Origin of the sequence: Vibrio sp. 1F279 (assembly GCF_041439815.1) — a bacterium.
Lineage (GTDB): Bacteria > Pseudomonadota > Gammaproteobacteria > Enterobacterales > Vibrionaceae > Vibrio > Vibrio tasmaniensis_A.
Window position 1 is genome coordinate 378989 of record NZ_JBGOOU010000001.1, and the last position, 24048, is coordinate 403036.

The window sequence follows — 24048 nt, forward strand, 5'->3', positions numbered from 1 at the left end:
TACTAAATAGCAGAATCAAGAAAGGGGAAAGTCGAAACCTTCCCCTTAATATTTAAGCTACCAATAGTACCCTACTAACAAATTAGTATTTTACCTGTAACGTAGCCATGTAGTTACGACCTTCGCCAACAACAACGCCGCGAGTGCTGCCGCCTTCTAGGTAATCTGTATCGAATAAGTTCTCTACATTAAAGCGTGCAACAAAGTCTAAGTTTTCATCGTACTTAATCGTATGTGCAACACCAGCATCTACACGAGTGTAAGCGTCTTTCTTAAACGTGTTAGCACTTTCAGTGTAACGCTCACCTACGTGATACACACCTAGGTTTACATCAGTACCGTTGTTGAATGCGTAAGTAGACCAGATGCTTGCAGTAAATTCAGGAACGTCTGCTGGTGTTTTACCATTAAGAGCAGGGTCATTCTTATATTCAGCATCTAAGAACATTGTTGATGCACTTACAGAGAACGCATCCGTCACGTAGCCCGTCGCAGCTAGCTCCACACCAGTGTGAACTTGCTCACCCACCTGTGTAGTACGAGTATCTTTTGCATGAGATGCAGGAAGGTCTTCTGTAACTTGCATGTTCGTTTGTGTGATCTGGAATACTGCTCCTGATACGAATAAACGCTCATCAAACAGTTCCCACTTTGAGCCTAGCTCATAAAGTGTACCTTTCTTCGCATCTTGAGAATGGCCGAAGTTCACATCATCTTTATCGGAAATCTCACTTACAGGTTCAAAACTTTCAGAGTAAACCGCGTAAATAGAACCGTTTGGCGCCGGAGAGTAAATCGCACCGAACTTAGGTAGGATGTTATTGTAGCTCTCTTCTTTACCAGAACTGCTCGTTGTATCATCGTAAGCGAAACGAACACCAGCAAGTGCTTGCCACTGCTCATTGAACGTCACTAAATCTTGAAGATATAGACCGTAGTGTTGGCTCTTCGAGTGTGATACTGAATCATCGTTGTTATAGTGAATGTCTGCAGGCATATCAAAGCCTTTGCCACACTCTTTCATTGTGTCTGCTTCTGAAGCGTTAAAACAAGCGTAGTCTGATACGTACAGGCGCTTGTAATCGTAGTGCAACCCATTTGCACCCACCAACAGACGATGATTCACACCAAATGCATCAACATCACCAGTAAAATCCACGTAAGCCGTATCAAACGTCCACTCATCATGACGGTCTGACACTTTGTAACCATAACCTAGTGTTTTCTTGGTTTTTCTGTCTTTCTTTGAATCAATAACGTTATCTGATTCAGTACGGCGACGTTCGTAAAACTGACGACTGATACCCGATTTAACTGCCCATGTATCGCTCAAGTTTGCTGTAACAGCCACACCGTAGTTTGCTACGTCGTTGTCTGTTTGTGCGAAGCGTTGGTCATTAACCGTATTTGGGGTAATCGCTTTACCTGTTTTCGTATCAATCTTTGAGCCGTTATCTAGATCACCCAACTCTTGAGTACGGTCGTAATGCGCAGATAGCATCACATCTTCGTTGATATCGTAATCAACAAATAGGCCACCAACAAAGCGGTCAGTCTCTACATCTGTGCCGTCAAAACGTGTGCGGTAAGAGTCTTGGTTTTCTTGTGAAACAATAAGACGAGCACGTAGAGTTTGATCATCGTTCAAGGAACCGCTTACATCAGCGGTAGTACGTGTGTAGCTGTCAGAACCAATGTCTTGGCTTACGCTAACTTGAGTTTCATACGTAGGCTTCTTAGCAACCATGTTAACAAGGCCACCAGGTGCTGATTTACCGTAGAGCAAACCTGCAGGACCTTTTAGTACTTCAACACGTTCTAGTAGTTCTACCGGTTGACGGTAATGAGACCAGTGTTGAACGCCATCGCGCAAGTAACCAGAACTGCTTCCTAGAGAGAAACCACGTAGGTTGAAGCGCTCACGGTTTGTTGATTTAGAACCCGCTGAAATTGACGCATCATTTTTTAATACTTCGCCAAGCGTGCTTGCGCGTTGCTCATCAATGATTTGTTCACTGATAATCGTAACTTGTCCTGGAGTCTCTAATTGAGTCGCCTCCATGCGCATTGCTGTTGTATTCGTGTCGGCTTTATAACCGTAATCACGACCTTCAACAACCATATGCTCGTCAGTTTTTACTGCTTCTGCCAATACTGCTGGTGAAGCTAATACTGCGCCGATCACTAAAGCCAATGGCTTTTTTGAAAACATGTCCTTTTCTCCACTTTTATTCTTTTAGACGAACACTTTGTTATTTATTCGATGTGTCCGTTAGACCGTTTCCGGTACCACTGAATTATTTCGAGGGGGAATATAAGTGATAACTATTACTATTTGCATTAAATTTACATTCTTTGCATTCGTAAAGTTTTGTAAAGACGAGCTGACGAGCCGTTAACCTGCAGTTAAAAGAAACCATTTCAATACAGTCATTTAACGAGCACTTGAATTAAAAATCGGTTCTCTGCGCCAAACTTTTTGAAACACCGCCATTTGCGCAGTCAATGTAATAAGCAAACATCTATAACAAAATCCTCTTATCTTATTTATTACCTTCAGAACGACGATTTTTTGTATAAAACACTCGATAAATGTAAATGAATGGTGAATTATTTTGTTTTAATTTGTTTTATTTGAACGATTATCAGTGATTATGATCACATCTGTAATTCCAAACTCATTTTTTGTTTTTCGATTTAAACAACCGACTGCTAATCTCCTGCTCACTTTGGAAAGGTATCAAAGTTATAAATAATAAGGAGGGTTCTAAATGAATACCAAGAAACCTATGTCTCTAACTGGTCGAGTTATCCTCGGCATGGTCGTGGGCATATTAACGGGATTTGCCATTCAATCCCTTTTTGCAGACAGCGGATTTGTTAACAACTACATCGTTAACGGACTCTTTGAAGTAGGCGGACAGATCTTTGTCGCCAGTTTAAAAATGCTTGTTGTACCACTCGTCTTCGTTTCACTCGTGTGCGGTACAAGCTCTCTTAAAGATTTATCAACTCTTGGCCGTATGGGTGGCAAAACGCTTGCACTTTATATCGGTACTACAGCCGTTGCTATCACTCTAGCATTGACTATCGGTAACCTGTTCCAACCTGGAGCGGGTGCGGATCTTACTGCTGCGAGCTCTTTCAAATCAGCTGATGCTCCTTCTTTGGGCCAAGTCATCATCGACATGTTCCCGACCAACCCTATTCAGGCGATGGCTGAGGGCAAAACGCTACAAGTTATCGTATTTGCTGTGTTGTTTGGTATTGCAATCAGTGCAGCGGGTAAACCAGGTGAGCGTATCGCTGCGGTTTTCTCTGATTTGAACGAAGTAATCATGAAACTGGTTGCGCTGCTGATGAACCTTGCGCCTTACGGTGTGTTCTTCTTGATGGCGAAGCTGTTCTCTGGCCTTGGTTTAAGCGCAATTTGGAACCTAGCGGAATATTTCTTAGTGTTAGCTGGTACTCTACTGTTACACGGTTTAGTAACTTACAGTGCGATGCTTAAAGGGTTTACAGGCCTTAGCCCAATTACGTTCCTACGTAAGATGGAAGATGCAATCATGTTTGCATTCTCAACAGCATCTTCAAACGCAACGATTCCAGTGACAATGGAAACGGCTAAAAACCGCATGGGCGTAGACAACAAAGTCGCTTCGTTCACAGTTCCACTAGGCGCAACTGTCAACATGGACGGTACTGCTATCATGCAGGGTGTTGCAACGGCGTTTATCGCACAAGCGTACAACATCGACCTGACTATGGGTGATTACCTAATGGTGATCCTAACAGCGACACTGGCTTCTGTGGGTACCGCAGGTGTTCCAGGTGTTGGTCTTGTTATGCTAGCGATGGTATTGAACCAAGTTGGACTGCCGCTCGAAGGTATCGCATTAATCATGGGTGTTGACCGTCTTCTTGACATGATCCGTACTGCCGTAAACATCACTGGTGATAGTGCCGTAACTATCATTGTGGCTAAATCTGAAGGATCTTTTGACGAAGCTCGCTTCAATGACCCAGCAGCCGGTGAGAAAGAAGAAGAAGTAAAGCTAGCACGCCAACAGGCATGATCTAGCTTCTCTGGTGCTCTTACTTTCAAGTCAAGGCGCAATTAATGGCTGTGCCTTAGCCTGATAATGAAAAGCGTGTATACAAAAACGCCACTGCTGATACAGTGGCGTTTTTTATTGGGTGCCCTTTGAGCCGAAACTATTTTCTCATTACAGGGGCTGAGCGTGAATGCTGAGCCTAAAGCTTAATCTACGATAGGAAACATAAGGTTCACTCTAAGTCCCCCACCTTCTCTGTTCTCAGCGGTAACATGCCCATTCATCACTCCCATGGCTTCCTTAACGATCGCGAGTCCAAGACCGTAACCACCAGACTGTTTATCTCTGGCTGACTCAATGCGGGTAAACGGGTCAAAGATATCTGCAATCTTGTTATCTGGAATACCTTCACCATCATCCTCCACAGAAATGACACTGTAACGCTTATCATTGACCTGCCCGTAGGTCTTGACGACAATATCCGCATTGCCCCCTGCGTATTTGATCGCATTTCCTACAAGGTTACTGATCACCCTCAAAAGTAGCCTCTCATCAACATTAACCATTGATGTCGCTGTTTCCAAATCACCAGTCAAAGTTTGATTAGGTTTCAAGTCATTTTGCATCTGCGCAATTAGCATTGAGCAATAATGCTCAAGATGCATTGGAGTTAACTTAGAATCATAGCGAGAGGTTTCTAGGCGACTGAACTCAAGAATTTCACCCACCAGCTTATTCATCTCTTCCGTTTCGCTTTCCATCCGTTCGAGTAAACCCATACTTTTTTCATCGACCTTACTACGTAGTAAATGTAATGCGAGATTCTGCCTTGCTAACGGTGTCCTCAACTCATGTGATACATCACGAATCAAACGACGCTGCTTTTCAGCCAGAGACTTAATCTCAAAGGTCATATGGTCAAAATCACTGGCAAGCTCATTGAATTCACGTGTAGTTGAATCCAACTCAGACACAACACTCACTGAAAAGTCTCCTTGTGCGAGCCTTCGACTGGCCTCCCTTAAACGATCGAGTGGCTGCTGCAGACTTTTCGCCATAATAATGGAAAACAGCGATAACACGATCAAAGCAATCACAGCTTTCAGCGCATAGGAATACGGAGCAAAGGATTTTGCTGGATGAAACTGGCCTGGCAGTTGGATCACGAGTGTATTGCCGTTATCAAGTGGCAAGCCGAAGATAGGCTTACTCACACGATCACTAAGTTGATGGTCTAATGTACGCAGGTACTTCAACTTAAATTCAAAATGCGGATGCATGTGTCGGTGGGTAATCGGTCGGTTGTTTTCATCGATAATGAATAAATAATAACGTTGGGCATTGCCCCAGTCGGCAAGCTCATCCATGTCCCCTTCTTCGATCAGTACATTAGCTTGATAAGCCAAATCCAACATTTCAGCTTTGACAGGTTCAGGTACCTTCAACAAAGCTTTCATCAGCGCTCGTTCTGCGACACCTTGAAGGATGAGTATGCTGACTAAAATCACTGTCAGGCAACTGAACAGCTGAAACGTTAAGCCATCCTTACGCTTGATAACAAAATCAGGGCACCGTAGAAACCAGTTACTCATACTCCTACCGACTCTAGGTAACTGTAGCCTTGACCGCGCACAGTTTTAATATGTTGCTTTGATAAGCCAGCCTGCACCAATTTTCGACGTATATTGCTGATATGCATATCTAGATTACGATCGAAGGGGCACAGCTCTTTCTTCAAGACATGTATTTGCAAGTCAGATTTTGATACAACGATGCCATTATTTTTGATCAGATAATCGAGCAACTCTTTTTCAGTGCCCGTTAAAGGTAAACGGGTAAGTTGCTCGCACAAACCTTGATTAGATGAAGCCATTGATTGTCTTTGTCGCTCAAACCCAACTCGGCGTAAGATCACCTTAATCCGGGTCAAAAGCTCAGGAACATTGAAAGGCTTAGCGATGTATTGATCTGCCCCGGCTTGATAGCCATCTAGCATGGAGGCATCATCATTAAGCGCAGTTAGCATAAGGATAGGAGTAGCAAAACGCTGACAAATACGTCTTGCGACTTGAATACCACTTAAATTAGGGAGCATCACATCGAGTAAGACTAAATCAACAGGATTTGATTGAATAAACTCTAGAGCTGATTCACCGCAATGAACGGTATCAACGTGATACCCTTCATTTTCCAACACTTCACCCAGTAACTCACACAACTGAATATCATCATCAACAACTAAAACACGAGACATTTCACACACCGACAAATAAGAACTGTTTGCATTCTAATTATCGTTATTATTGATTTCAATTATAAAGTGCGTGATTTCCTCTATAGAAGAAAATCTTTTTCAATCGGTACAAATTTTGAGGCAGAATCGATAAGATTTTGAGCTGTTAACCCAGGAACGCCATACACTTCAACAGGCTTTCCAAAACGCTCTTTGATTCGCTCTACCAAGATTTCAAAATCACCGTCTCCTGATACCAAAACAATCGTATCAACCGTCTCCGCAAGCTCTATCGCGTCTAACGCGATACCGACATCCCAATCCCCTTTGGCGCTACCATCACGACGCTGAATAAACGGTTTTAGCTTCACATTAAAACCAACACCACGAAGGATATGGTGGAATTGGCGCTGTTTAGGATCTTGGCTTGAGATTGCGTAAGCATTGGCTTCGACAACGTTACGTCCTTCCGTGGCAACATACCAAAACTGGTTATAGTCGAAGTTAGAACGGTATTTATCGCGTGTTGTATAGTAAACGTTCTGAACGTCGACCAAAATTGCTATGTTTTCCATAAATTCATACCTTTAGATTTTCCGTATACCCTATTCTATTCACTTCTAAAATGCGAGTCGCTTTCTTTAATAAAAATGAACTCATTAGCTATGCTTAACGTAGTTGTTATTGGCTTAACGTAGTTGTTATTAACTTAGAGCTTGTTTGGGTTTATCGAGGAAGGTGGAACATGAAGTACCGACAAATAATCAGATCATGCCTCGGCAGCGACACCATTTACTCAGTATTGAGACGTTGCTGCGCGGCAATAGCTAACGCAGCCATAACTAAGGCAGCGATAACTAAGGCATCGGTAACAAACGTAATTTCCAAAACACTGAACGCTTTAATAACAAGCACGGTTATGTTTATGATTCTGTCAGTCAACTCGTTACACGCCTACCCAGCCTACTCTCATTCCAAAGCTCTGCCACACCGCAGCGTTATTTATTTCGCTCCAACAGAAGATTCGATCGTAAAAGAGTTTCTCAATGAAGTCTTGATTAACAATTGTCAATTGGACGAGCGAGATGTAGTTATCATGGTCATCGCCGAAAGCGGCTACACCGTTCCTGCATGGTTAGTTGAAGAGTTTAATTTGGATGCAGTGACTAACAGTTATGGAATACCCAAAGGTTCACACACTGCCGTGTTGATTGGCAAAGACGGGAAAGAGAAACACAGGTGGAGTGGTAAAACCGATTGGAGTTTAATCACCAATATTATTGACGAAATGCCCATGCGCCAACAAGAAATGCAGCGACAGAGTAGCCGCTGCAGTATTTGATTCTTGGTCAGCTAAGCCTTTGGTTAACCATCAACCATCAACCATCAACCATCAACCATCAACCATCAACCAAGCTAACAAGCTAAGCTTGATCATCAATCACTTAAGCTTGCTTGTTAAACCAAGCCAGTTTTTCATGGAGCTGAGCAACACTTCCAACCACAATCAGTGCTGGGCTCTTTGCAACGCCAGCAAGATCAGCTAGGTCACGTAGCCCACCTCTAAACACTTTCTGTTCTTGGCGAGTGCCATTTTCGATAATCGCAACTGGCATGTCTTCTCGCATACCGTTATCGAGTAAATTCTTCTGAATATTCGGACTCTCTTTCAAGCCCATGTAAAACACGATCGTGTGATTGTGTTGAGCAAGAGAACGCCAGTCAATATCTTCGCCATCTTTCTTCAAATGACCCGTAATAAACTGTACGCTTTGCGCGTGGTCACGGTGAGTCAATGGAATTCCCGCATATGCGGTCGCTCCTGCGGCTGCAGTAATGCCAGGAATCACTTCAAATCTCACGTCATTCTCAGCTAACGTTTCGCACTCTTCGCCACCACGGCCAAAAATAAACGAATCACCACCTTTTAGACGCACAACGTGCTTGTTTTCTTGTGCTTTGGTCACCAATAGTTGGTTGATCTGATCTTGTGGTACGCAGTGGTGATCGAGCTTCTTACCCACATACAACATTTCAGCTTCTGGATTAGCCATCGCTAAGATATCTTTTGATACCAAGCGGTCATAAACCAAAACGTCTGCTTGTTGAATCACTCGTGCGGCTTTTAGTGTAAGTAAGTCTGGGTCGCCCGGACCTGCACCTACCAATGAAACAAATCCATTGCTTACTTCTTTAACATTCGATGACGATACTTCTGACATTCTGCGCTCCGAAGGTTTGCTTGTTTTATCTCAAGCTTCAATCTATGTGATAAGTCACTGTATTCATGATGACTTATCAAAATCCTTAACTCTTAGACTATCAGGTGTTGAAATAAATATTCAGTCTAAATACTAACGAAGATAGAAATAATTATAACAAAACAATCTATTGCGGATGTTTTGCTCAATAGCAAACAACGCACCTATGATAACTAAGGTGTTGTCTGCCCGAGAATACACTGACAGCTTTCAAACTAAAAAAGCCCCAAACACGTTGTTGGGGCTTTCAATCTCATACTAACTTACGTTTACCGTATTACTTCGCGCCCAGAGAAGGAGCTGTTTTAGCATGAGTCAAGTATAGAGGAACACACGTTAACAGTAGGCCACCAACGATGTTACCTAAGATTGTTGGGATAAGGTTGAAGTTCAACCATGTCGCGATACCGAAGTCAGCGCCAAGAATCATACCCAGTGGGAATAGGAACATGTTTACCACTGTGTGCTCAAATACAAGTGCGAAGAAGATGAAGATCGGGAACCACATCATTGCTACACGACCAGCAACTGTACGTGCAGTCATGTTACCAATCACACCTAGACAAACCATTAGGTTACAGAAGATGCCGCGCACGAAACATGTGATCCAGCCGTCCATGCCCATGTTTTCAAACCCTAGGCTACGACCTGTAGAAACAGCAATGAACTTTTGAGCAACTGCGTTTGGTTCTAAAGAGAAGTTACCTGTAAGTGAAATTGCCACTAACACTGCAACAATTAAAGAACCGATAAGGTTACCAAGACCAACAAGACCCCAACAACGTAGGATACGACCCCAAGTAATACCTGGACGGTTATCAAATTTCGCTAAAGGAGCAAGGCCAAATACACCTGTTACTAGGTCATAGCCCATTACACTTAGAATGACGAAGCCCACTGGGAACACAAGAGCGCCAACAATACCAATGCCTGTTTGCACGATAGTCGTGATTGCCACAACAACAGCAAGAGAAAGAATGATGCCTGCCATTGTGCTTCGAATCAAAAGATCACGAGTACTCGTTTTCGTTTTCGCTTCACCTACATCGATCATTGTTTGAACGAATTCTGCTGGTTTAAAATCAGTAGACATAAGATTGTCCTTAAAAAGTTAAAATTAAAAGTTGAAATCGGATAGGAAAAGGTTCTAATTGCCGAATTAAGGCAATGTCGATAACTAGAACCCTTGATCTATCAAATCTTGCTAAGTAACTGTGTCGAAATTTCGAACTAACTATGATTTCGCACTAACTATGCTGAAACTTCTACAGCACCTTTAGTAACGCGAGCTTTATACGCTTTTACACTGAAGCTCTCGTCTTCCATGCACACACCTGTTGCTAGGTTAAAGCGTTGCTTCTTAAGTGGGCTTGCCACCCAAAGCTCACCTTTGTGCTCAACCGTTAAACCGCGAGATAAAACGTTTGATTGAAAAAACGGGTCAGTGTTACTAATAGCGAACACTTCTTCGGCTTTAGTTGGGCGGAAAATAGCCACTTGCTCACCACCAACCAACGCACAAACACCGGTACCTGGAATAATGTCTTCGATCTTACAAACTTTGGTAAATGCCATGATGTCGTCTCCCAATTAAACCAGTTCAACGTGAAGGATGTCGCCCTTCGCTTCTGGGTGTTTTTCTGTGAATGTTGCTGGGCGGTGTTGTTCACGGCCATCGTCAACAAACACAACGTTTTCATCACGGTCATCAGCATTGATGAAGTGTGAGAAGCGCTTAAGTTGAGCTTCGTCGTTGATAGTGTCAGTCCACTCACAAGCAAAGTTACCCACAAGGCCAGCTACGTCCGCTTCAAGTTGGTCATTGATGCCAAGCTTGTTGTCGACAATCACTTCACGTAGGTAGTCAACACCACCCTCTAGGTTGTCCATCCATACCGAAGTACGTTGTAGTGGCGCAGCCGTGCGGATGTAGAACATCATGAAACGGTCGATGTATTTGATCAGCGTTTCTTGGTCTAGGTCGCTTGCAAGTAAGTCTGCGTGACGAGGTTTCATACCACCGTTACCACATACGTACATGTTCCAACCTGCGTCAGTCGCGATAATACCTAAATCTTTACCTTGAGCTTCAGCACACTCACGAGTACAGCCAGACACACCAAACTTCATCTTATGAGGAGTACGGATGCCTTTGTAACGGTTCTCGATCATCACACCTAGGCCAACTGAATCTTGAACGCCGTAACGACACCAAGTTGAACCGACACATGTCTTAGCCATACGTAGCGCCTTCGCGTACGCTTGACCTGTTTCGTAGCCCGCAGCAACTAACTTCTTCCAGATTGCTGGTAAGTCATCTTTTTGAGCACCGAATAGACCGATACGCTGTGCACCTGTGATCTTGGTGTACAGGTTGTATTCAGCCGCTACATCAGCAAGAACGCTTAGTGCTTGAGGCGTTACTTCACCACCTGCCATACGAGGGATAACAGAGTAAGTACCGTCTTTTTGGATGTTACCTAGGAAGTTATCGTTGGTATCATGCAGTTTCACTAGCTCAGGCTTAAGGATGTGCTCACCCCAGCAAGAAGCAAGAATAGAACCCGCTAGAGGCTTACATACTTCACAGCCGTAGCCTTTACCGTATTTCTCTAGTAACTCATCGAATGTTTTGATTTCTTCGATACGAATCAAGTGGAAAAGCTCTTGGCGAGAGTAAGCAAAGTGCTCGCATACGTCGTTCTTCACTTCAACACCGGCTTTAGCAAGTTCAGCGTTCAGTACTGAAGTCACAAGTGGAATACAACCACCACAGCCAGTACCAGCACCAGTTACTGCTTTGATATCACCAATTGTATGGTGACCTTCAGCAACGGCTTGTGCAATCTTGCCTTTAGTTACATCGAAACAAGAACAGATAACAGCAGACTCAGGAAGAGAATCAGCGCCAAGTGTTGGCTTTTCAGCACCCGCGTGAGCAGGAAGAATCAATGCATCTGGATGCTCTGGCAGGTCGATTTCATTCAGCATTAGCTGAAGAAGATCACCATAGTCAGAGGTATCACCGACCATTACCGCGCCAAGCAGCTTCTTGTTGTCTTCAGAAACGATTAGTCGCTTGTAAATTTCTTGTTCTTCGTTTTGGTAAACGTAGCTCTTACAACCTGGAGTGCGGCCGTTAGCATCACCGATAGAACCTACTTTCACGCCAAGAAGCTTAAGCTTCGCAGACATGTCAGCACCTTCAAATGTGCTTTCATTACCGACAACGTGGTCAACCGCCACTGTCGCCATTTTGTAACCAGGAGCCACTAGGCCGTAGAACGTTTGGTTCCAAGATGCACACTCACCGATAGCGTAGATATCTTTGTCTGTCGTTTGACAGTGATCGTTAATCTCGATACCACCGCGAGGCGCAATACCTAGGCCCATTTGACGAGCAAGTTTGTCTTGTGGGCGAATACCAGCAGAGAATACGATGAAATCAGTTTCTAGCTCTGTACCGTCTGCAAAACGCATTACGTTACGAGCTTCAGTGCCTTCAGGAGCAATTTCAAGCGTGTTCTTACTTGTATGAACGTTTACGCCCATACGTTCGATTTTTTGACGAAGTTGATTACCACCAGCAAGATCAAGCTGCTCTGCCATAAGCTTGGGAGCAAACTCTACAACGTGAGTCGTCACACCTAATGCCTTTAGTGCACCAGCCGCTTCAAGACCAAGTAGACCACCACCAACAACAACACCAGATTTAGAATTCTTTGCCGTCGCTTCGATAGCTTTTAAGTCTTCGATAGTACGGTAAACAAAACAGTCTTTACCTTCGTGGCCTTTAATTGGCGGTACAAACGGGAAAGAACCAGTAGCAAGAACAAGTTTGTCGTATTGAATTTCACGACCCGTGCTTGAGTAAACTGTTTTCTTTTCACGGTTAACGTTGATAGCACGTTCACCGATCAGCATGTTGATGCCGTGTTTCTCGTAGAAGCCTTCTTTTACTAAAGAAAGTTCATCTGCAGTATGGTGTGAAAAGTAAGAAGAAAGGTGCACACGGTCATACGCAACACGTGGTTCTTCACAGAACACCGTGATGTCCATGTTTGCAACATCTGTCTTCTCGACTAAATCTTCGATATAGCGATGACCGACCATCCCGTTACCGATTACGACTAGCTTCATCTTGCTCATAAGAATTCCTGAAGGTTATATATTTCTTAACTGAGCGAATAATGAATTATGAAAGAAAATGAAAATATGATGTAAATCAATTACGAAAACAAACTACCCTAAAGGGGTAGAACAAAAGAGGTAGATATGCTTAATTAACAAGCAAAGCAAACGAATAACCACAGTTTACATAGGGTTTAGCGGGGTTTTATATACACTTCAGTGCATTAAGCGGAATGTTGTAAAGTTTCACAATAGGTTACCAACAACGCAAGTAAATGACAATCATTTTCATTTAGCTTCTTATAAATATATATAGAAACCTATAAATACATGTAGAACACCGTTTGCGTGAAAAACTATGTGTAATTGTGAAAACCACTCCTACCTATTCGGAATGTAAACAAAGCTGTTCGCCCTTTAATGTCGTGATGAATTCAGTTTATAGCTTGGGTCATCGGTTTGTTTGCTTGATCTAACACAAGAACCCTTTTGATTCACATGTGTGATGTAAAAATCAACTTCCAACCAAACCCTGAATAAATTAGCATTGTTGAAAATAATTCTTATTTAATAGAGTGAATACGATGCGCCTAATTTTACTAATCCTATCTATTATTGCAGCCCCTGCGTTTGCTGAAACAAAGGTCATCAAACAAGTGATGGACATGAATTCTGAAAACATCGACAAGATGTATCAATTCATTCCTGATTACGTAGAAATCGAACCTGGTGACAAGGTGCTTTTTAAAGGAACCGTTGGCTCTCATACTGCTCATAGCATTCAAGGGATGCTTCCTGATGGCGCAAAGCCTCTTATGATATCCGGTTCAAACGCTCAGGAAGTCACTTTTGATAAGCCAGGTGTGTACGGAATCAAATGTAAAGTGCACCACCGACACGGAATGGTGGCGCTCGTGGTTGTTGGTGATCCAAGTGTTAACTTAGAAGAAGCTCGCACCGCGGCCAAAAAACGTGTGAGTCGCAGAGCTCAGAAAAAGATGCAAGGCTTGCTCGATCAAGCAGAGCAAAAAATTCAATAACCTTTGTCCCTGTCTTGAAGCATCAGCTCTCTGTTGATGTGTGATAGGAATGCCAGCCTGAAGACAGTAAGGGGTCAGTAACAAGAAGAAACAGCGCCGAATTGGCGCTATTTCTTCTTACTTATCTAACTTATCTAACTTAGACATTGTCAAATATTCCGCACTAAACGTGCAAACATATCAAACTAGCCAACCCGTTCTAAATGACACTCCGACAACCACAAACAAAATTGAAATAATAGTCACTGGCACAATGTGCAGCGCCATATCAACCAAGTTGTCCTTCGATAGTTTTGGAATCACACGAAAGCGTGCGTCTAGGGCTAGCAATACCGTCAGAGACAGCAACGTCAATTTAGCGGCAATGCCATGAGCCAATGGAATCGACATATCAAACCATAAGCTAACGTCCGGCAACATGTGATAAGCGAGCATCAACCCGGTCACCACTTGAACTACCAAAGCAGGCATTCCCACCTTTTCGTACCCTTGCTCAAATTCCAATAACATTTCTGGAGAACGGTGTTTCAAGACTTTAGGAAGGATAACGACGCTGAGAATAATGTGCCCTCCCGTCCAAATGGTGGCAGCCAATACATGCAAAACCAATAATACGCCAAACATAAACTTCCCTTACACAATGTTACGTGGTGCAAAGGAGAACCCTTCAAACTCACGCTTATATTTTGATTCACCAATTTTCTTTATTTTGGCGACGCCCATTTTGTAGTTGTAGTTACCACTGATTTGGTCAACTACCCTTGTTGTTAAAGCATTCGCTGGGTTCTTCATGTCCATCATATTGCAATACAACACACCTTTTTTCGTGGCTGAGGTGACAATCGCAACGGCTTTAATCTCCGCGTAATCCAGTTGAATGTGACCATTTTTCATTAGGTTACTAAACTGAAAATCATCTGACTCGATACCCAGAATCGTATCTTTAAAATTGGCCACCCGCTCCGAGTACACAAGCACTTCATCTCCGGCTTCTATGCCCCGCTTTTCCGCATCTTCCGGGTGTACTTCAATCCAGTTTTCAGGCCAACGATGAGTGATGTAAGGCCTGCGTTCGGTATCATCAAACCCTGACTGCCAAATCTCGTTAATACGACCATTCGAAAACCATAACTCGTCCTGTTTTGGGGTAAGCCAACGATGAAAATCACTAAACAGATCCCAAGGATGTTTTTGAAGATTGACCTTCCCCGTCTGACTATTAAATTGAGTGAGCTGTTTACGCATAATATTGGCGCCTTGAGGGCCATCTTGCAGCCCTTTATCGACCAGATCATCCCAACTCATTTCAGTGTCATGTAGGCGCTTAGTGCCAATCAGCTTTTTGGTATCATAGTTATAAAAAACAGGCCCTTGGATCCCTTCAGTACCAAATTCAGCGAGCTTTTGATGAAGAGTTTTTCCTTCAGCATGTGCTGCGACTTTAATCATATTGAAATCTTTACGGCTACCACGGCTAAATCGTGATGACTCTTCAGCTACGTCATTTGAGTTTTGCCAATCAAACCCGTCGTACCCCATTCGCGAAGCCATTTGAGCAACAATCCACCAGTCTGGCTTAGCCTGACCCGGCGCATCAGCGAACTTTTGGTAAAGGCGTAGACGACGCTCACCATTAGCACGCATGAAATCCTCTTCCCCCCAAGTCGCGGCCGGAAAGATGATATCAGCGAATTGTTTACCAATAGGATCACGTAAATAAATATCTTGATTGATGACGACCATTCCACCGGAATCGGCACGCTTTTTGAGTGTATCTATAATGTGCTGTTTATCACGTCGCATCGCTTGGTGAGGATTACGTGTTGTTAAGTCGGTGAATTTCTCTTTCAACCCATAACTACCACACATAGCTTGAATCCATGTTGTACCAATGACATGGGCCATACGGGTATGCCCGGAATAGAGATATCTATCGGTGTCTATTGAGCGCCTGCGCCTACCTGCGACTTTTTCAGGTGACTTATTCCTTGGTAGTTTCCCACCGGCTAGTCCACCACGTTGATGCCCACCAAATCGACCAATCACACGCCCTTCTCGGCCACCAGTACCGATTATCGTTGCAAGGGTGGCGATGGCGTTGGTATTCCCGGTATTATTCGACCAATAAAAGCCCTTCTCTATACCAATTGAGGCTTTAACTCGTTGACCGTTGACTGGCATTGCCAACATCTCAGCGGCTTTGTGGATCTTCTCCACATCAATACCCGCGATCGATGCGGCATACTCAGGTGCGTACTCTTTCTGCTCCAAATTCCATTGCTTATAATCATCAAAGCCATTCGTTTGGAATTTGCCCCAAGTGGTTCTCCATTGCCATGGCGTATTACGAGTACCCTGACCAAAACCTGAGCTCGATTCCCATTTATTATTGACCCAGTTTTCAATCCACTCATTGTCTTGCCAGCCTTGCTCTAAGATCACTCGAGCAATTGCACCAATCACAAGATTATCGCTACCGGGATTAATATCGAGGTGCAATCCACCTTGAGCTTTAAGCCACGCTATTCCAGCGGTTTCACGAGGGTTCAAAATCACGGTTTTCATCCCACGATGCACCGCCGGCATAATAAACTGCGTAAAGATGATGGTTTTTGTCTCATACGGATCTGTTCCGCAGATCATCAAAGTATCTGCCGCGCCCCAATCATCATAACTTGGAGCAAAATTATCAAAACCCGCATCTCGAAATCCTGGGGTTGCGGTGACATCTGACGGCGTATCATGAAACGAAAAATTCGCGGTATTGACATGACGCAATGCATACTTTGTTATCGCGTAGGTGTTTTCAATATACTGATAAGAATAGGTTTTCACGCAGTAACTGTTTGAACCGTGCATATCAATCACATGACGGCCGACTTGGGCTGCTATATCCAATGCGAAATCCCACTCAACTGGTTGCAACTGTCCATTAATTCGAACAAGCGGTTGCTTCAATCGATCTTTGGTTGGTGTTTCTGGGTTATAGAGCTTTCTTGCGAGCAGTCCACCACGAACCGAAGAATCACCGCCTTTATTGACGACTTGTATGTCTTTATCCGCTACCACCACCACATGGTGTGGTTTGCCATTATGCGAAACAATATTATGTTGCTGTGGCGAAACCCAAGCTTGCAGAGCATGAACCGGGAAATCGACACCAAATGCATTTTCACTTGCAGCAGGCCCACCGGAAGGGCTACTCACAGGCCAACGGTAAACCTTATAACCGCACGCCACGATACAATAATCACAGGCTGTTGTGATAACTTCAGCATGAACAGGAGGCAGTAAAGTATTTGTCGGTTGAAGGTACTGACGGTTTAAAGGAGATTGATTGCTTGAAGAAGATTCACTCATTAAACTACCTCCACATCGATCAGGTTTTCCATGCGACCAAAGATCAATCCCATAACCCCGACCGCATAGATATCATCACCTTCTAGCTCCAGCAGTACTTGAGGTAAGCTCTCAAAGGCTTGACCAGAAACCATAATGCCATGACGTCGTAAATCAAATGTAGACAGGTGGAATGGACACTGCCCGACAATGCGATGCTCCCCTGTTGCTTTATAAGCACCGGTTAAAGGCCCACCTTGATGAGTACACGTCATCGAGTACGCCACAATATCTCGCTGTAACCCTATCCCACCGCCACATTCGATGTCGGATTTAACCAGCATCGCAATCGAGTTTTTTCCTTCATCTGGATATTGAAAGTGAACCGGAATGTGGTTACTGAGTTGACTTAACTTTGCGATTTTCTTACGCGGGTAACCAACAATACGACCTTCAACCTGAGTTTCAGAATCCGTTCCTGCAAATAAGGTAAGAGGAACCATAGAGACGGCAGTCGCCGCGCCGGAATAGAGTAAAAAATCACGTCGTGACATCATGCATTTGTTGTGTCGTTTACTCGAATTTTGCTCTGAGTTGGCGATCATTTTTCTGCTCCAGCAAGTTCTTCTTTAGTAAATAACGGTTGGTATTCTGGAATTGTCGGCTCTTCAATAAAAATCTGTTCACCTGAAAATGCTTCGATAAAGCTCAGTAAGTTCTTTTTATCTTGCTCCGTTAAACCGAGAGGTTGAATTAAAGCAGATTTTGTCTGAGGGTAACCAGTAGTACGTCCGTCATCCGCCACACCACCTCGGTCGTAGAAATCAATCACCGCTTCTAAAGTTGGAATAGTGCCATTGTGCATGTAGGGCGCAGTGTATTTTGTATAACGTAGGCTTGGCGTGCGAAACTTACCTAACATCTCTTTACGTTTTGCACGAAAGTAAGCACCGGGATCAGCTTTTGTAGTGCGGTACATCTCTTCGGTGACACCTTTAGAATAAAGCTCAAATCGAAACGTTATCTGTGCCAGTCCATCATCATTCCACCAAGGGCTTGGCGGCACGCCAATGTTGTAGAATTTCTGGTCAGAAGCCAAAGCCCCGTTGTGACAAGCTATGCAATTCGCTTTGCCTTCAAACAGTGCTTTACCCTTCAATTGGGGCTCAGACAAAGCAGTTTTGTCACCGAGTAAATAGTTGTCTATTGGTGTGTCACGTTGAATCATCGTGCGTTCAAACGCGGCTATAGCGCGCCAAGCGTTATGTATTTTCGGAGTATCATCACCAAACACTCGCTTAAAGCGTTCAACATACTCAGGTACTAAGGCTAAACGCGCTTCCATGATGTCATCTTCACCATTACCCGCGACCGCGCCCTTCGCTGCATCTTTGGCTTGCGCTTCCAATGACATAGCGCTGCCCGCCCAGAAAAATTTGTCATAATAAGCCGCATTAATAATCGTTTGGCTATTACGCCAATGTACCGTACCCGGATATCCCATGGATAAGTCATCAGGAAAACCCCAGCCCTGAGATTGGATATGGCAACCAGCACATGGGCTAGTCGTATCGCCACTTAGCCGACCGTCATAAAATAAGATCTTTCCCAGCTCTATTTTTTCAGGCGTTTGTTTATTGTCCGCTGGTACAGGTACTTCCCTGAGAGGTTCAAGCTGTACCTTTGCATAAACAACATTAGGAAGCCCCGCCATCCCAATAAGAATAAAGAGTGCCGTCTTTAATACAGAGCGCTTAGTTACGAGCATTTGACCAATCCTCCGTGTATTCGTAGCCGAAGTCATAGTCTAACCATTCGTATTCTTCGCCTATAAGGGCGTCTCCAGATAACGATTCCAAAAAAGCCACCAGCGCCTTTTTTTCATAGTCCGTTAGGGAAAGCGTGGTAAGTCGAGAGTCTTTGTTTGAGTCTTCGCCACCACCTTGATTATAAAATTCAACCACATCTTCAAGCGTGGCAAGCATGCCATTGTGCATATACGGCGCAGTTTGACTGAGCTCTCGCAGCGTTGGCGTTATGAACTTACCGCGATCGCTACCATCCGCTTTATGAGTTTGAACATGCGCACCAACATCGCGCTTTAACGTTAAGTAATCTTGCACACCCATAAACATGTTGTAGGCAAGAAAAGATTGATGTCGCATGGGGTCTAAAAATATCTCATGATTTTCTGGCACTCCGGTATTGTGTGCCTTTCCGTCCGAAAACAGCGCGCCACTATGGCATTGGCTGCACCCCGCTTTGCCTGTGAACAGTTTTTCTCCCTGGCTCGCTAAGTCGCTAAGCTCACCCTTGTCAAAAGGGACGTTTTTCGAAGTCAATGTTTTTAGGTATTCAGGCAGAGCTTTGCGTACTCCGCCATTTGACGGTTCTCCAAGATTGGCCGCTTTAAACATCTCGACGTATATTGGATCTTGTTTGAGGCGTTCCTGCATCAAACGCATGTCCATATTCATCAGCCAGTCTTCAGTGATATTCTCCCGCACCACATCGTTTAGGTTGGTGCCAATACGACCATCGTGAAACCACACCTCTTTATAGGCTGTATTAATAAGTGTTGGAGCATTGCGAAATCCATCACTCCCCGTATAGGCAGGGCTCAACGGTTCAGGGTAAGAAAAACCATTAGATGGAATGTGGCAACTGGAGCACGATATCGAGTCGTCCCCGGACAAGCGCGTATCAAAAAACAGTCGTTTACCGAGTTCTGCCTTCGCCGTATTTATACTCATAGGGGGCAGAGCGGCGTATAGAGTTGCAGAGAAAAGGGCACACACTCCTACCAAGCTTTTTAGTGCGATGCTCATCGACATTCCTTCGGGGTTACTATCATCTACCCCTATTATTAACACATGAAACATTAAAGATATGATTAGGATCATACAATTAGAAATGATAAGAGTTATTATTCAAACTTGTTAATTCAGTGGTGCTTGAATATATGTCTCTAGATAAATTACTTCACAAAGTTAAAAACATCTATTTGACTGGAAACCTATCCGAACAGGTATTGGCAGCACAAATATTAAGCCGTTTTCAAAACACTAAATATCTGATTATAGAAAGGTTAGAGTCCCAGAATCCTGACCTTGTTCTCACTAGTCTTGAATGCCTCGCTTTAGATAATGCAGCGCCTATTGAGCCCATCCTCAACTGCTATCAATACTGGGACGACAGCGAAATTAAATTGGCATCGTTAATGGCTATTGAGAACAACCAACACTCTCTACTCGCTGTTCCTGTATTGTTAGAAGCAGTATGCGACGAAAATGACTACTGGGATGGCGGTTGGAATGACGGAGATGACATCCGCTTGATAGCTGCGCGGATTTTAGACAATCACAAACACGAATTAGATCACGAACAGTCTCTGCGTTTACTACACCGACTTCAGAATGACCCGGAGCCAGATCTAAAAGGCAAACTCATTGCTTTACTTTCGCGCCACTCCCCTACTCTGCTAAATGAAAACAACGTACTCAAAAGCACCGCTGATACTCGGATTTTTTTGAGAAACACTCAAGACAAAATAGTCTTGTACAAAGCCACACAACACCCTGATATTAGCTGCCAAAAAGTGGCATTTCAGCGTCTATCTGAAATGGATTGTCGTGAATATCTGCAGGTATTTTTAAACGGCCTGTCTCATTCAAATCCATCAATAAGAAAGAGTTCCGTACATCAATTAGCGAAATGGAATTACCTAGTAGATATAAAGCACCTTAATTTTGAATTGCTGTTATCTGGTATGTCACTCAATTCACTCACAGGGCTAATGAGTAACAAAGATAAGCTGGACGTCATTGACCAACTTCAAGATAAACCCAATGTTGCTTATTCAACCACAACGCTCCTTCTGCTGATTTTCAGTTTGGAAAGTCAGCACAAACAGCTTCAACTTGCCCGCTTTATACCCCATTTCTACCAAGTGTTTTCAACGTTGGAAGAGTCAGAACAACTCGACAGCCTAAACAGCCTATTAACTGAAACTTCCGAACAACTTAGCGTCACCTTTATTCGTCAACAACTTCAGCAGGAAGCTTGTAGTAACTCTATCAAGCGACTGTTAATTGAACACCTTTCGAAAAACCCAAAAACTAGCCACCAAAGCTATTTAAAAGAACTCACTTTAGGGACATCAGGTATCATAGTTGCGGATTCTTCAGTAAAAAGTAGAACAGCAACGAACACAGCCCCTATAAATGAAATGATTAACGCGGAAATCATTGACGCTAATACTCAACCAGCACTTATTACATCAACACTTGATGCATTAAAACAAGCTCACTCACCTGCTATCTCTAACGCTAACTCTACCGTCGCATCTACTTCAGTAAAGAAGCGCTCGAAAAGATCAGCAAAAATAGAGCGCCTTGAAAATCAAACGATCGCTCTAGAGTTTTGCTCAAACAAAACATGGCTGTGCAGCCTTTGCTCTGACGACAAAATAAGTCATCTAACCAAAGCAGCATTCTACGCCTGGATTCATGCCTTATGTAGACACAGCATAAGCTTTTCCGATGTACAAACATCACGCTTTAATCTACTCGTGTTAGAACTCTTGCTAGATGAGCAATCCGAAAATATCGGCGACATCCTCGACTGGCTTGGCGATGATTGGATACAACAGAACCGTTTGTCACTGATGTCATCACCCTGCTTATCTTTAAGAGTCGGCTTAATAAAACACATCAATGACGAGCAACAATTATTAGAATTGATCAAACATTCGTATATCGGCATTCAGCACGCAGCGCTCAATCAACTTGCGCTTAATGGTGTTTGTCCCCAGAAGAAACTGATCGGGTTGCTTTTGGAAGAGCCGTTACTTTATCCACAGTTGGCAAACTTTGAAGCACATACGGTTTATGAAATACTTGAAAGTGAATTCGATCGCCGATCCTCAACGACTCTTCAAGCCACTCTCACGTATCTTGAAACGACAAGTAATCACCCCTAACAAAGAACTCAAATCTGGTAGCAAAATCAAGCCCATTGATTTAAGGCTTTCATTTTTACTTCACTCGCAGCCGGTAAAGTTAGTAGCAACGAATTAAGCCTCGATTTGTAAGGTATTGTATGGGTTTGTCTAACAGCAACTTCTGTCACTAAACAACGCACTGCAGTTCCGTATATTGATACTTCGTATGAATAATAAGGTGTGTCATGAAAACTCTATCTTTAGCTACCTTAGCGACAGCTATCTTTCTCATTGGATGCGGTTCAAATCAAAGTAAATCGCTATTCAATCAGGCAAACGCAGCACCGTCAGTTGTACATGGGGTCACGATTGAAGCCGTTCCCTCTCAATTCGCTGAATACTCTCAAGCAGGCTACAACCGATATGTCGCGGTCAATGCCCCGAATGGCAAATCTATCCATATTTTGATTATGGATCGCCTGAGCGATTATCAAATAGTCAAAGCCGTCAATGTTCTCAACCACTATCTAACCCCTGTTGATGGCACTAAGTATGGGAGCACTGACTCAAAACGCGAGATTGCAAACGCGATGGCCAACAATGGCGCAATACTAAAGCTAATGAATTATTACGATGAGCCACGATACAACGATGACTTGCCCGGGCAGCCCTTGTTCGAAGAAGAGATTCAGGTTGAAGGCGGTGAATGGTATGTCCAACAAGATTATGAAGAGCATCGTGACGCCTCTTATGAGGAAATACTGCATTTAGTCCATGACTATGGCATCGGGGTTTTTAACGCGCCTGAAGATGCAGTAACCGCATTACCTGAATTTCAAAAAGAATTTAATGCGATACAGAGACAAGCATTACACCATGCTTACACACCACCCCGTGATATTTTAGAAGAGTGGCAAGAAGAAGTCAGCGTTGATCAAGAGTACTTTGCCGCTGTAATTGATAGCTACTACGGGCTTTGGGGAGCATACAACGGCAAAGGTATGTGGGGGTTATACCAAGTTAAAACCCGCGACGATTTCTCAAAAGAAGACCCCGATGCACAAGCGATAGTAGAACAGATTTTCTCTCCAACCTTGACTTACGATGCATACCTTGCCGATACATTCACCGGAACATTTAAAATGAAGTATGACCCAGCGACGTCCTATACTCATCACTCTCAATATCTGACTAAACTAACGCTATCAGGTAACAATGATGCGAATATTGAGATCAACGAGCATGACAACCGCGTAACCGGAAACGCGGGGGTAAATACAGTGATCGCTCATGGCCCTAAAAGTGAATACCAAATTCATGATCTGGGGAATGGTAAATTTCAGCTAAATGATACCGTTGTTTCGCGTGACGGCTTGAACGTGTTATCCAGTATCGAAAAAGTACAGTTCACTGATCAGCTTTGGACCTTTTAACTAGCAACACTCAAAAGCCAAATCACTTTCCTAAAGACGTAAAAAAGCCCGACCATTTCTGATCGGGCTTTCTAAGTGATGGAGGCGCCTCCCGGAGTCGAACCGAGGTCCACGGATTTGCAATCCGCTGCATAGCCACTCTGCCAAGGCGCCTTCAATAGTGTTTTAAGAGAACAACTCTTTTGATTAATACCAAGTGAGGTAACAATCAAATAGATGGTGCCCCGGGCCGGACTTGAACCGGCACAGCGCGAACGCCGAGGGATTTTAAATCCCTTGTGTCTACCAATTCCACCACCAGGGCACGCAATTCTTTATTGCGATGCCGATTACTGAAAAGTAAAACACCATCTTAATGTCAAAATGAATCAACATTACAAAATTTGGAGCGATACATCGGGTTCGAACCGATGACCTCAACCTTGGCAAGGTTGCGCTCTACCAACTGAGCTAGTATCGCATTTTCATTACTCTACGAAAGAGATAATGGAGGCGCCTCCCGGAGTCGAACCGAGGTCCACGGATTTGCAATCCGCTGCATAGCCACTCTGCCAAGGCGCCATTTTTCAACACGTTAGAACCGACTAAACGTTAGCCCCGCTGTGTTCGGGTGC

The 24048-nt window shown here is 43.8% G+C and carries 18 protein-coding genes and 4 tRNA genes; 5 read left to right on the forward strand and 17 right to left on the reverse strand.

Annotation, left to right across the window (positions count from 1 at the left end; translation table 11 throughout):
* Window positions 1-82: 82 nt before the first annotated feature.
* A complete protein-coding gene (locus ACED60_RS01650; protein ID WP_371726768.1) occupies window positions 83-2212 on the reverse strand; it encodes a TonB-dependent siderophore receptor in 2130 nt (709 codons plus the stop codon).
* 559 nt (window positions 2213-2771) lie between these two features.
* Here ACED60_RS01650 and ACED60_RS01655 point away from each other — a divergent pair.
* Window positions 2772-4076 carry a dicarboxylate/amino acid:cation symporter gene (locus ACED60_RS01655; RefSeq protein WP_012600580.1) on the forward strand — a complete coding sequence of 435 codons (1305 nt, stop codon included), beginning with the start codon at window positions 2772-2774 and terminating at the stop codon, window positions 4074-4076.
* Between the two features lie 185 nt (window positions 4077-4261).
* Here ACED60_RS01655 and ACED60_RS01660 read toward each other — a convergent pair whose 3' ends face one another.
* The 3 genes from ACED60_RS01660 to ACED60_RS01670 all read right to left on the reverse strand — a co-directional run bounded on the left by ACED60_RS01660 (window position 4262) and on the right by ACED60_RS01670 (window position 6863).
* On the reverse strand, window positions 4262-5647 hold the full coding sequence (locus ACED60_RS01660; RefSeq protein ID WP_371726769.1) for a histidine kinase sensor domain-containing protein: 1386 nt from the start codon (window positions 5645-5647) through the stop codon (window positions 4262-4264).
* Entirely contained in the window at window positions 5644-6309 is a 666-nt protein-coding gene (locus tag ACED60_RS01665; RefSeq protein WP_009845413.1) for a response regulator transcription factor, read from the reverse strand. The genes ACED60_RS01660 and ACED60_RS01665 overlap by 4 nt, the downstream gene beginning before the upstream one ends.
* 80 nt (window positions 6310-6389) lie before the next feature.
* Complete coding sequence (locus ACED60_RS01670) at window positions 6390-6863, reverse strand: NYN domain-containing protein (protein ID WP_009845414.1); 474 nt, start codon at window positions 6861-6863, stop codon at window positions 6390-6392.
* 278 nt (window positions 6864-7141) lie between these two features.
* Here ACED60_RS01670 and ACED60_RS01675 point away from each other — a divergent pair, with 278 nt between their 5' ends.
* Window positions 7142-7630, forward strand: coding sequence for a DUF4174 domain-containing protein (locus ACED60_RS01675; RefSeq protein WP_371726785.1), 489 nt, complete (start codon window positions 7142-7144; stop codon window positions 7628-7630).
* Between the two features lie 103 nt (window positions 7631-7733).
* Here ACED60_RS01675 and cobA read toward each other — a convergent pair whose 3' ends face one another.
* From cobA to nirB, 4 genes are all read right to left on the reverse strand, one after another.
* A complete protein-coding gene (cobA, locus tag ACED60_RS01680; protein ID WP_012600576.1) occupies window positions 7734-8510 on the reverse strand; it encodes a uroporphyrinogen-III C-methyltransferase in 777 nt (258 codons plus the stop codon).
* 316 nt (window positions 8511-8826) lie between these two features.
* Window positions 8827-9642 carry a formate/nitrite transporter family protein gene (locus ACED60_RS01685; RefSeq protein ID WP_012600575.1) on the reverse strand — a complete coding sequence of 272 codons (816 nt, stop codon included), beginning with the start codon at window positions 9640-9642 and terminating at the stop codon, window positions 8827-8829.
* Window positions 9643-9800: 158 nt separating this feature from the next.
* Window positions 9801-10124, reverse strand: coding sequence for a nitrite reductase small subunit NirD (nirD, locus tag ACED60_RS01690; protein WP_009845418.1), 324 nt, complete (start codon window positions 10122-10124; stop codon window positions 9801-9803).
* Between the two features lie 15 nt (window positions 10125-10139).
* On the reverse strand, window positions 10140-12698 hold the full coding sequence (gene nirB / locus ACED60_RS01695) for a nitrite reductase large subunit NirB (RefSeq protein ID WP_012600574.1): 2559 nt from the start codon (window positions 12696-12698) through the stop codon (window positions 10140-10142).
* A gap of 566 nt (window positions 12699-13264) precedes the next feature.
* Between nirB and ACED60_RS01700 the strand changes: the two genes are divergently transcribed.
* The gene (locus ACED60_RS01700) at window positions 13265-13720 is read left to right on the forward strand and encodes a plastocyanin/azurin family copper-binding protein (protein WP_102257981.1); all 456 of its coding nucleotides are present in this window, start codon (window positions 13265-13267) and stop codon (window positions 13718-13720) included.
* 180 nt (window positions 13721-13900) lie between these two features.
* Here ACED60_RS01700 and ACED60_RS01705 read toward each other — a convergent pair whose 3' ends face one another.
* The 5 genes from ACED60_RS01705 to ACED60_RS01725 are packed head-to-tail and all read right to left on the reverse strand — an operon-like array spanning window position 13901 to window position 19887.
* Entirely contained in the window at window positions 13901-14344 is a 444-nt protein-coding gene (locus tag ACED60_RS01705) for a CopD family protein (RefSeq protein WP_004731117.1), read from the reverse strand.
* Window positions 14345-14353: 9 nt separating this feature from the next.
* Entirely contained in the window at window positions 14354-17080 is a 2727-nt protein-coding gene (locus ACED60_RS01710) for a molybdopterin-dependent oxidoreductase (protein WP_371726770.1), read from the reverse strand.
* Window positions 17080-17664, reverse strand: a complete 585-nt coding sequence (locus ACED60_RS01715; RefSeq protein ID WP_371726771.1) for an arsenate reductase (azurin) small subunit — start codon at window positions 17662-17664, stop codon at window positions 17080-17082. Before ACED60_RS01715 ends, ACED60_RS01710 begins: the two co-directional genes overlap by 1 nt.
* A complete protein-coding gene (locus ACED60_RS01720; RefSeq protein ID WP_371726772.1) occupies window positions 17661-18827 on the reverse strand; it encodes a cytochrome-c peroxidase in 1167 nt (388 codons plus the stop codon). Before ACED60_RS01720 ends, ACED60_RS01715 begins: the two co-directional genes overlap by 4 nt.
* Complete coding sequence (locus ACED60_RS01725; protein ID WP_371726773.1) at window positions 18814-19887, reverse strand: cytochrome-c peroxidase; 1074 nt, start codon at window positions 19885-19887, stop codon at window positions 18814-18816. The genes ACED60_RS01720 and ACED60_RS01725 overlap by 14 nt, the downstream gene beginning before the upstream one ends.
* A gap of 134 nt (window positions 19888-20021) precedes the next feature.
* Between ACED60_RS01725 and ACED60_RS01730 the strand changes: the two genes are divergently transcribed.
* Both ACED60_RS01730 and ACED60_RS01735 read left to right on the forward strand, forming a co-directional pair.
* The gene (locus ACED60_RS01730) at window positions 20022-22040 is read left to right on the forward strand and encodes a HEAT repeat domain-containing protein (protein ID WP_371726775.1); all 2019 of its coding nucleotides are present in this window, start codon (window positions 20022-20024) and stop codon (window positions 22038-22040) included.
* Window positions 22041-22246: 206 nt separating this feature from the next.
* Window positions 22247-23434: a hypothetical protein gene (locus ACED60_RS01735; protein ID WP_371726777.1), complete on the forward strand. Its 1188-nt coding sequence runs from the start codon at window positions 22247-22249 to the stop codon at window positions 23432-23434.
* Between the two features lie 79 nt (window positions 23435-23513).
* Here the strand turns inward: ACED60_RS01735 and ACED60_RS01740 are convergent.
* From ACED60_RS01740 to ACED60_RS01755, 4 genes are all read right to left on the reverse strand, one after another.
* Window positions 23514-23587 (reverse strand) — tRNA-Cys (locus ACED60_RS01740).
* A 64-nt stretch (window positions 23588-23651) separates the two neighbouring features.
* Window positions 23652-23738, reverse strand: a tRNA-Leu gene (locus tag ACED60_RS01745).
* Between the two features lie 80 nt (window positions 23739-23818).
* A tRNA-Gly gene (locus ACED60_RS01750) sits at window positions 23819-23894 on the reverse strand.
* A 27-nt stretch (window positions 23895-23921) separates the two neighbouring features.
* Window positions 23922-23995 (reverse strand) — tRNA-Cys (locus tag ACED60_RS01755).
* Between the last annotated feature and the right edge of the window lie 53 nt (window positions 23996-24048).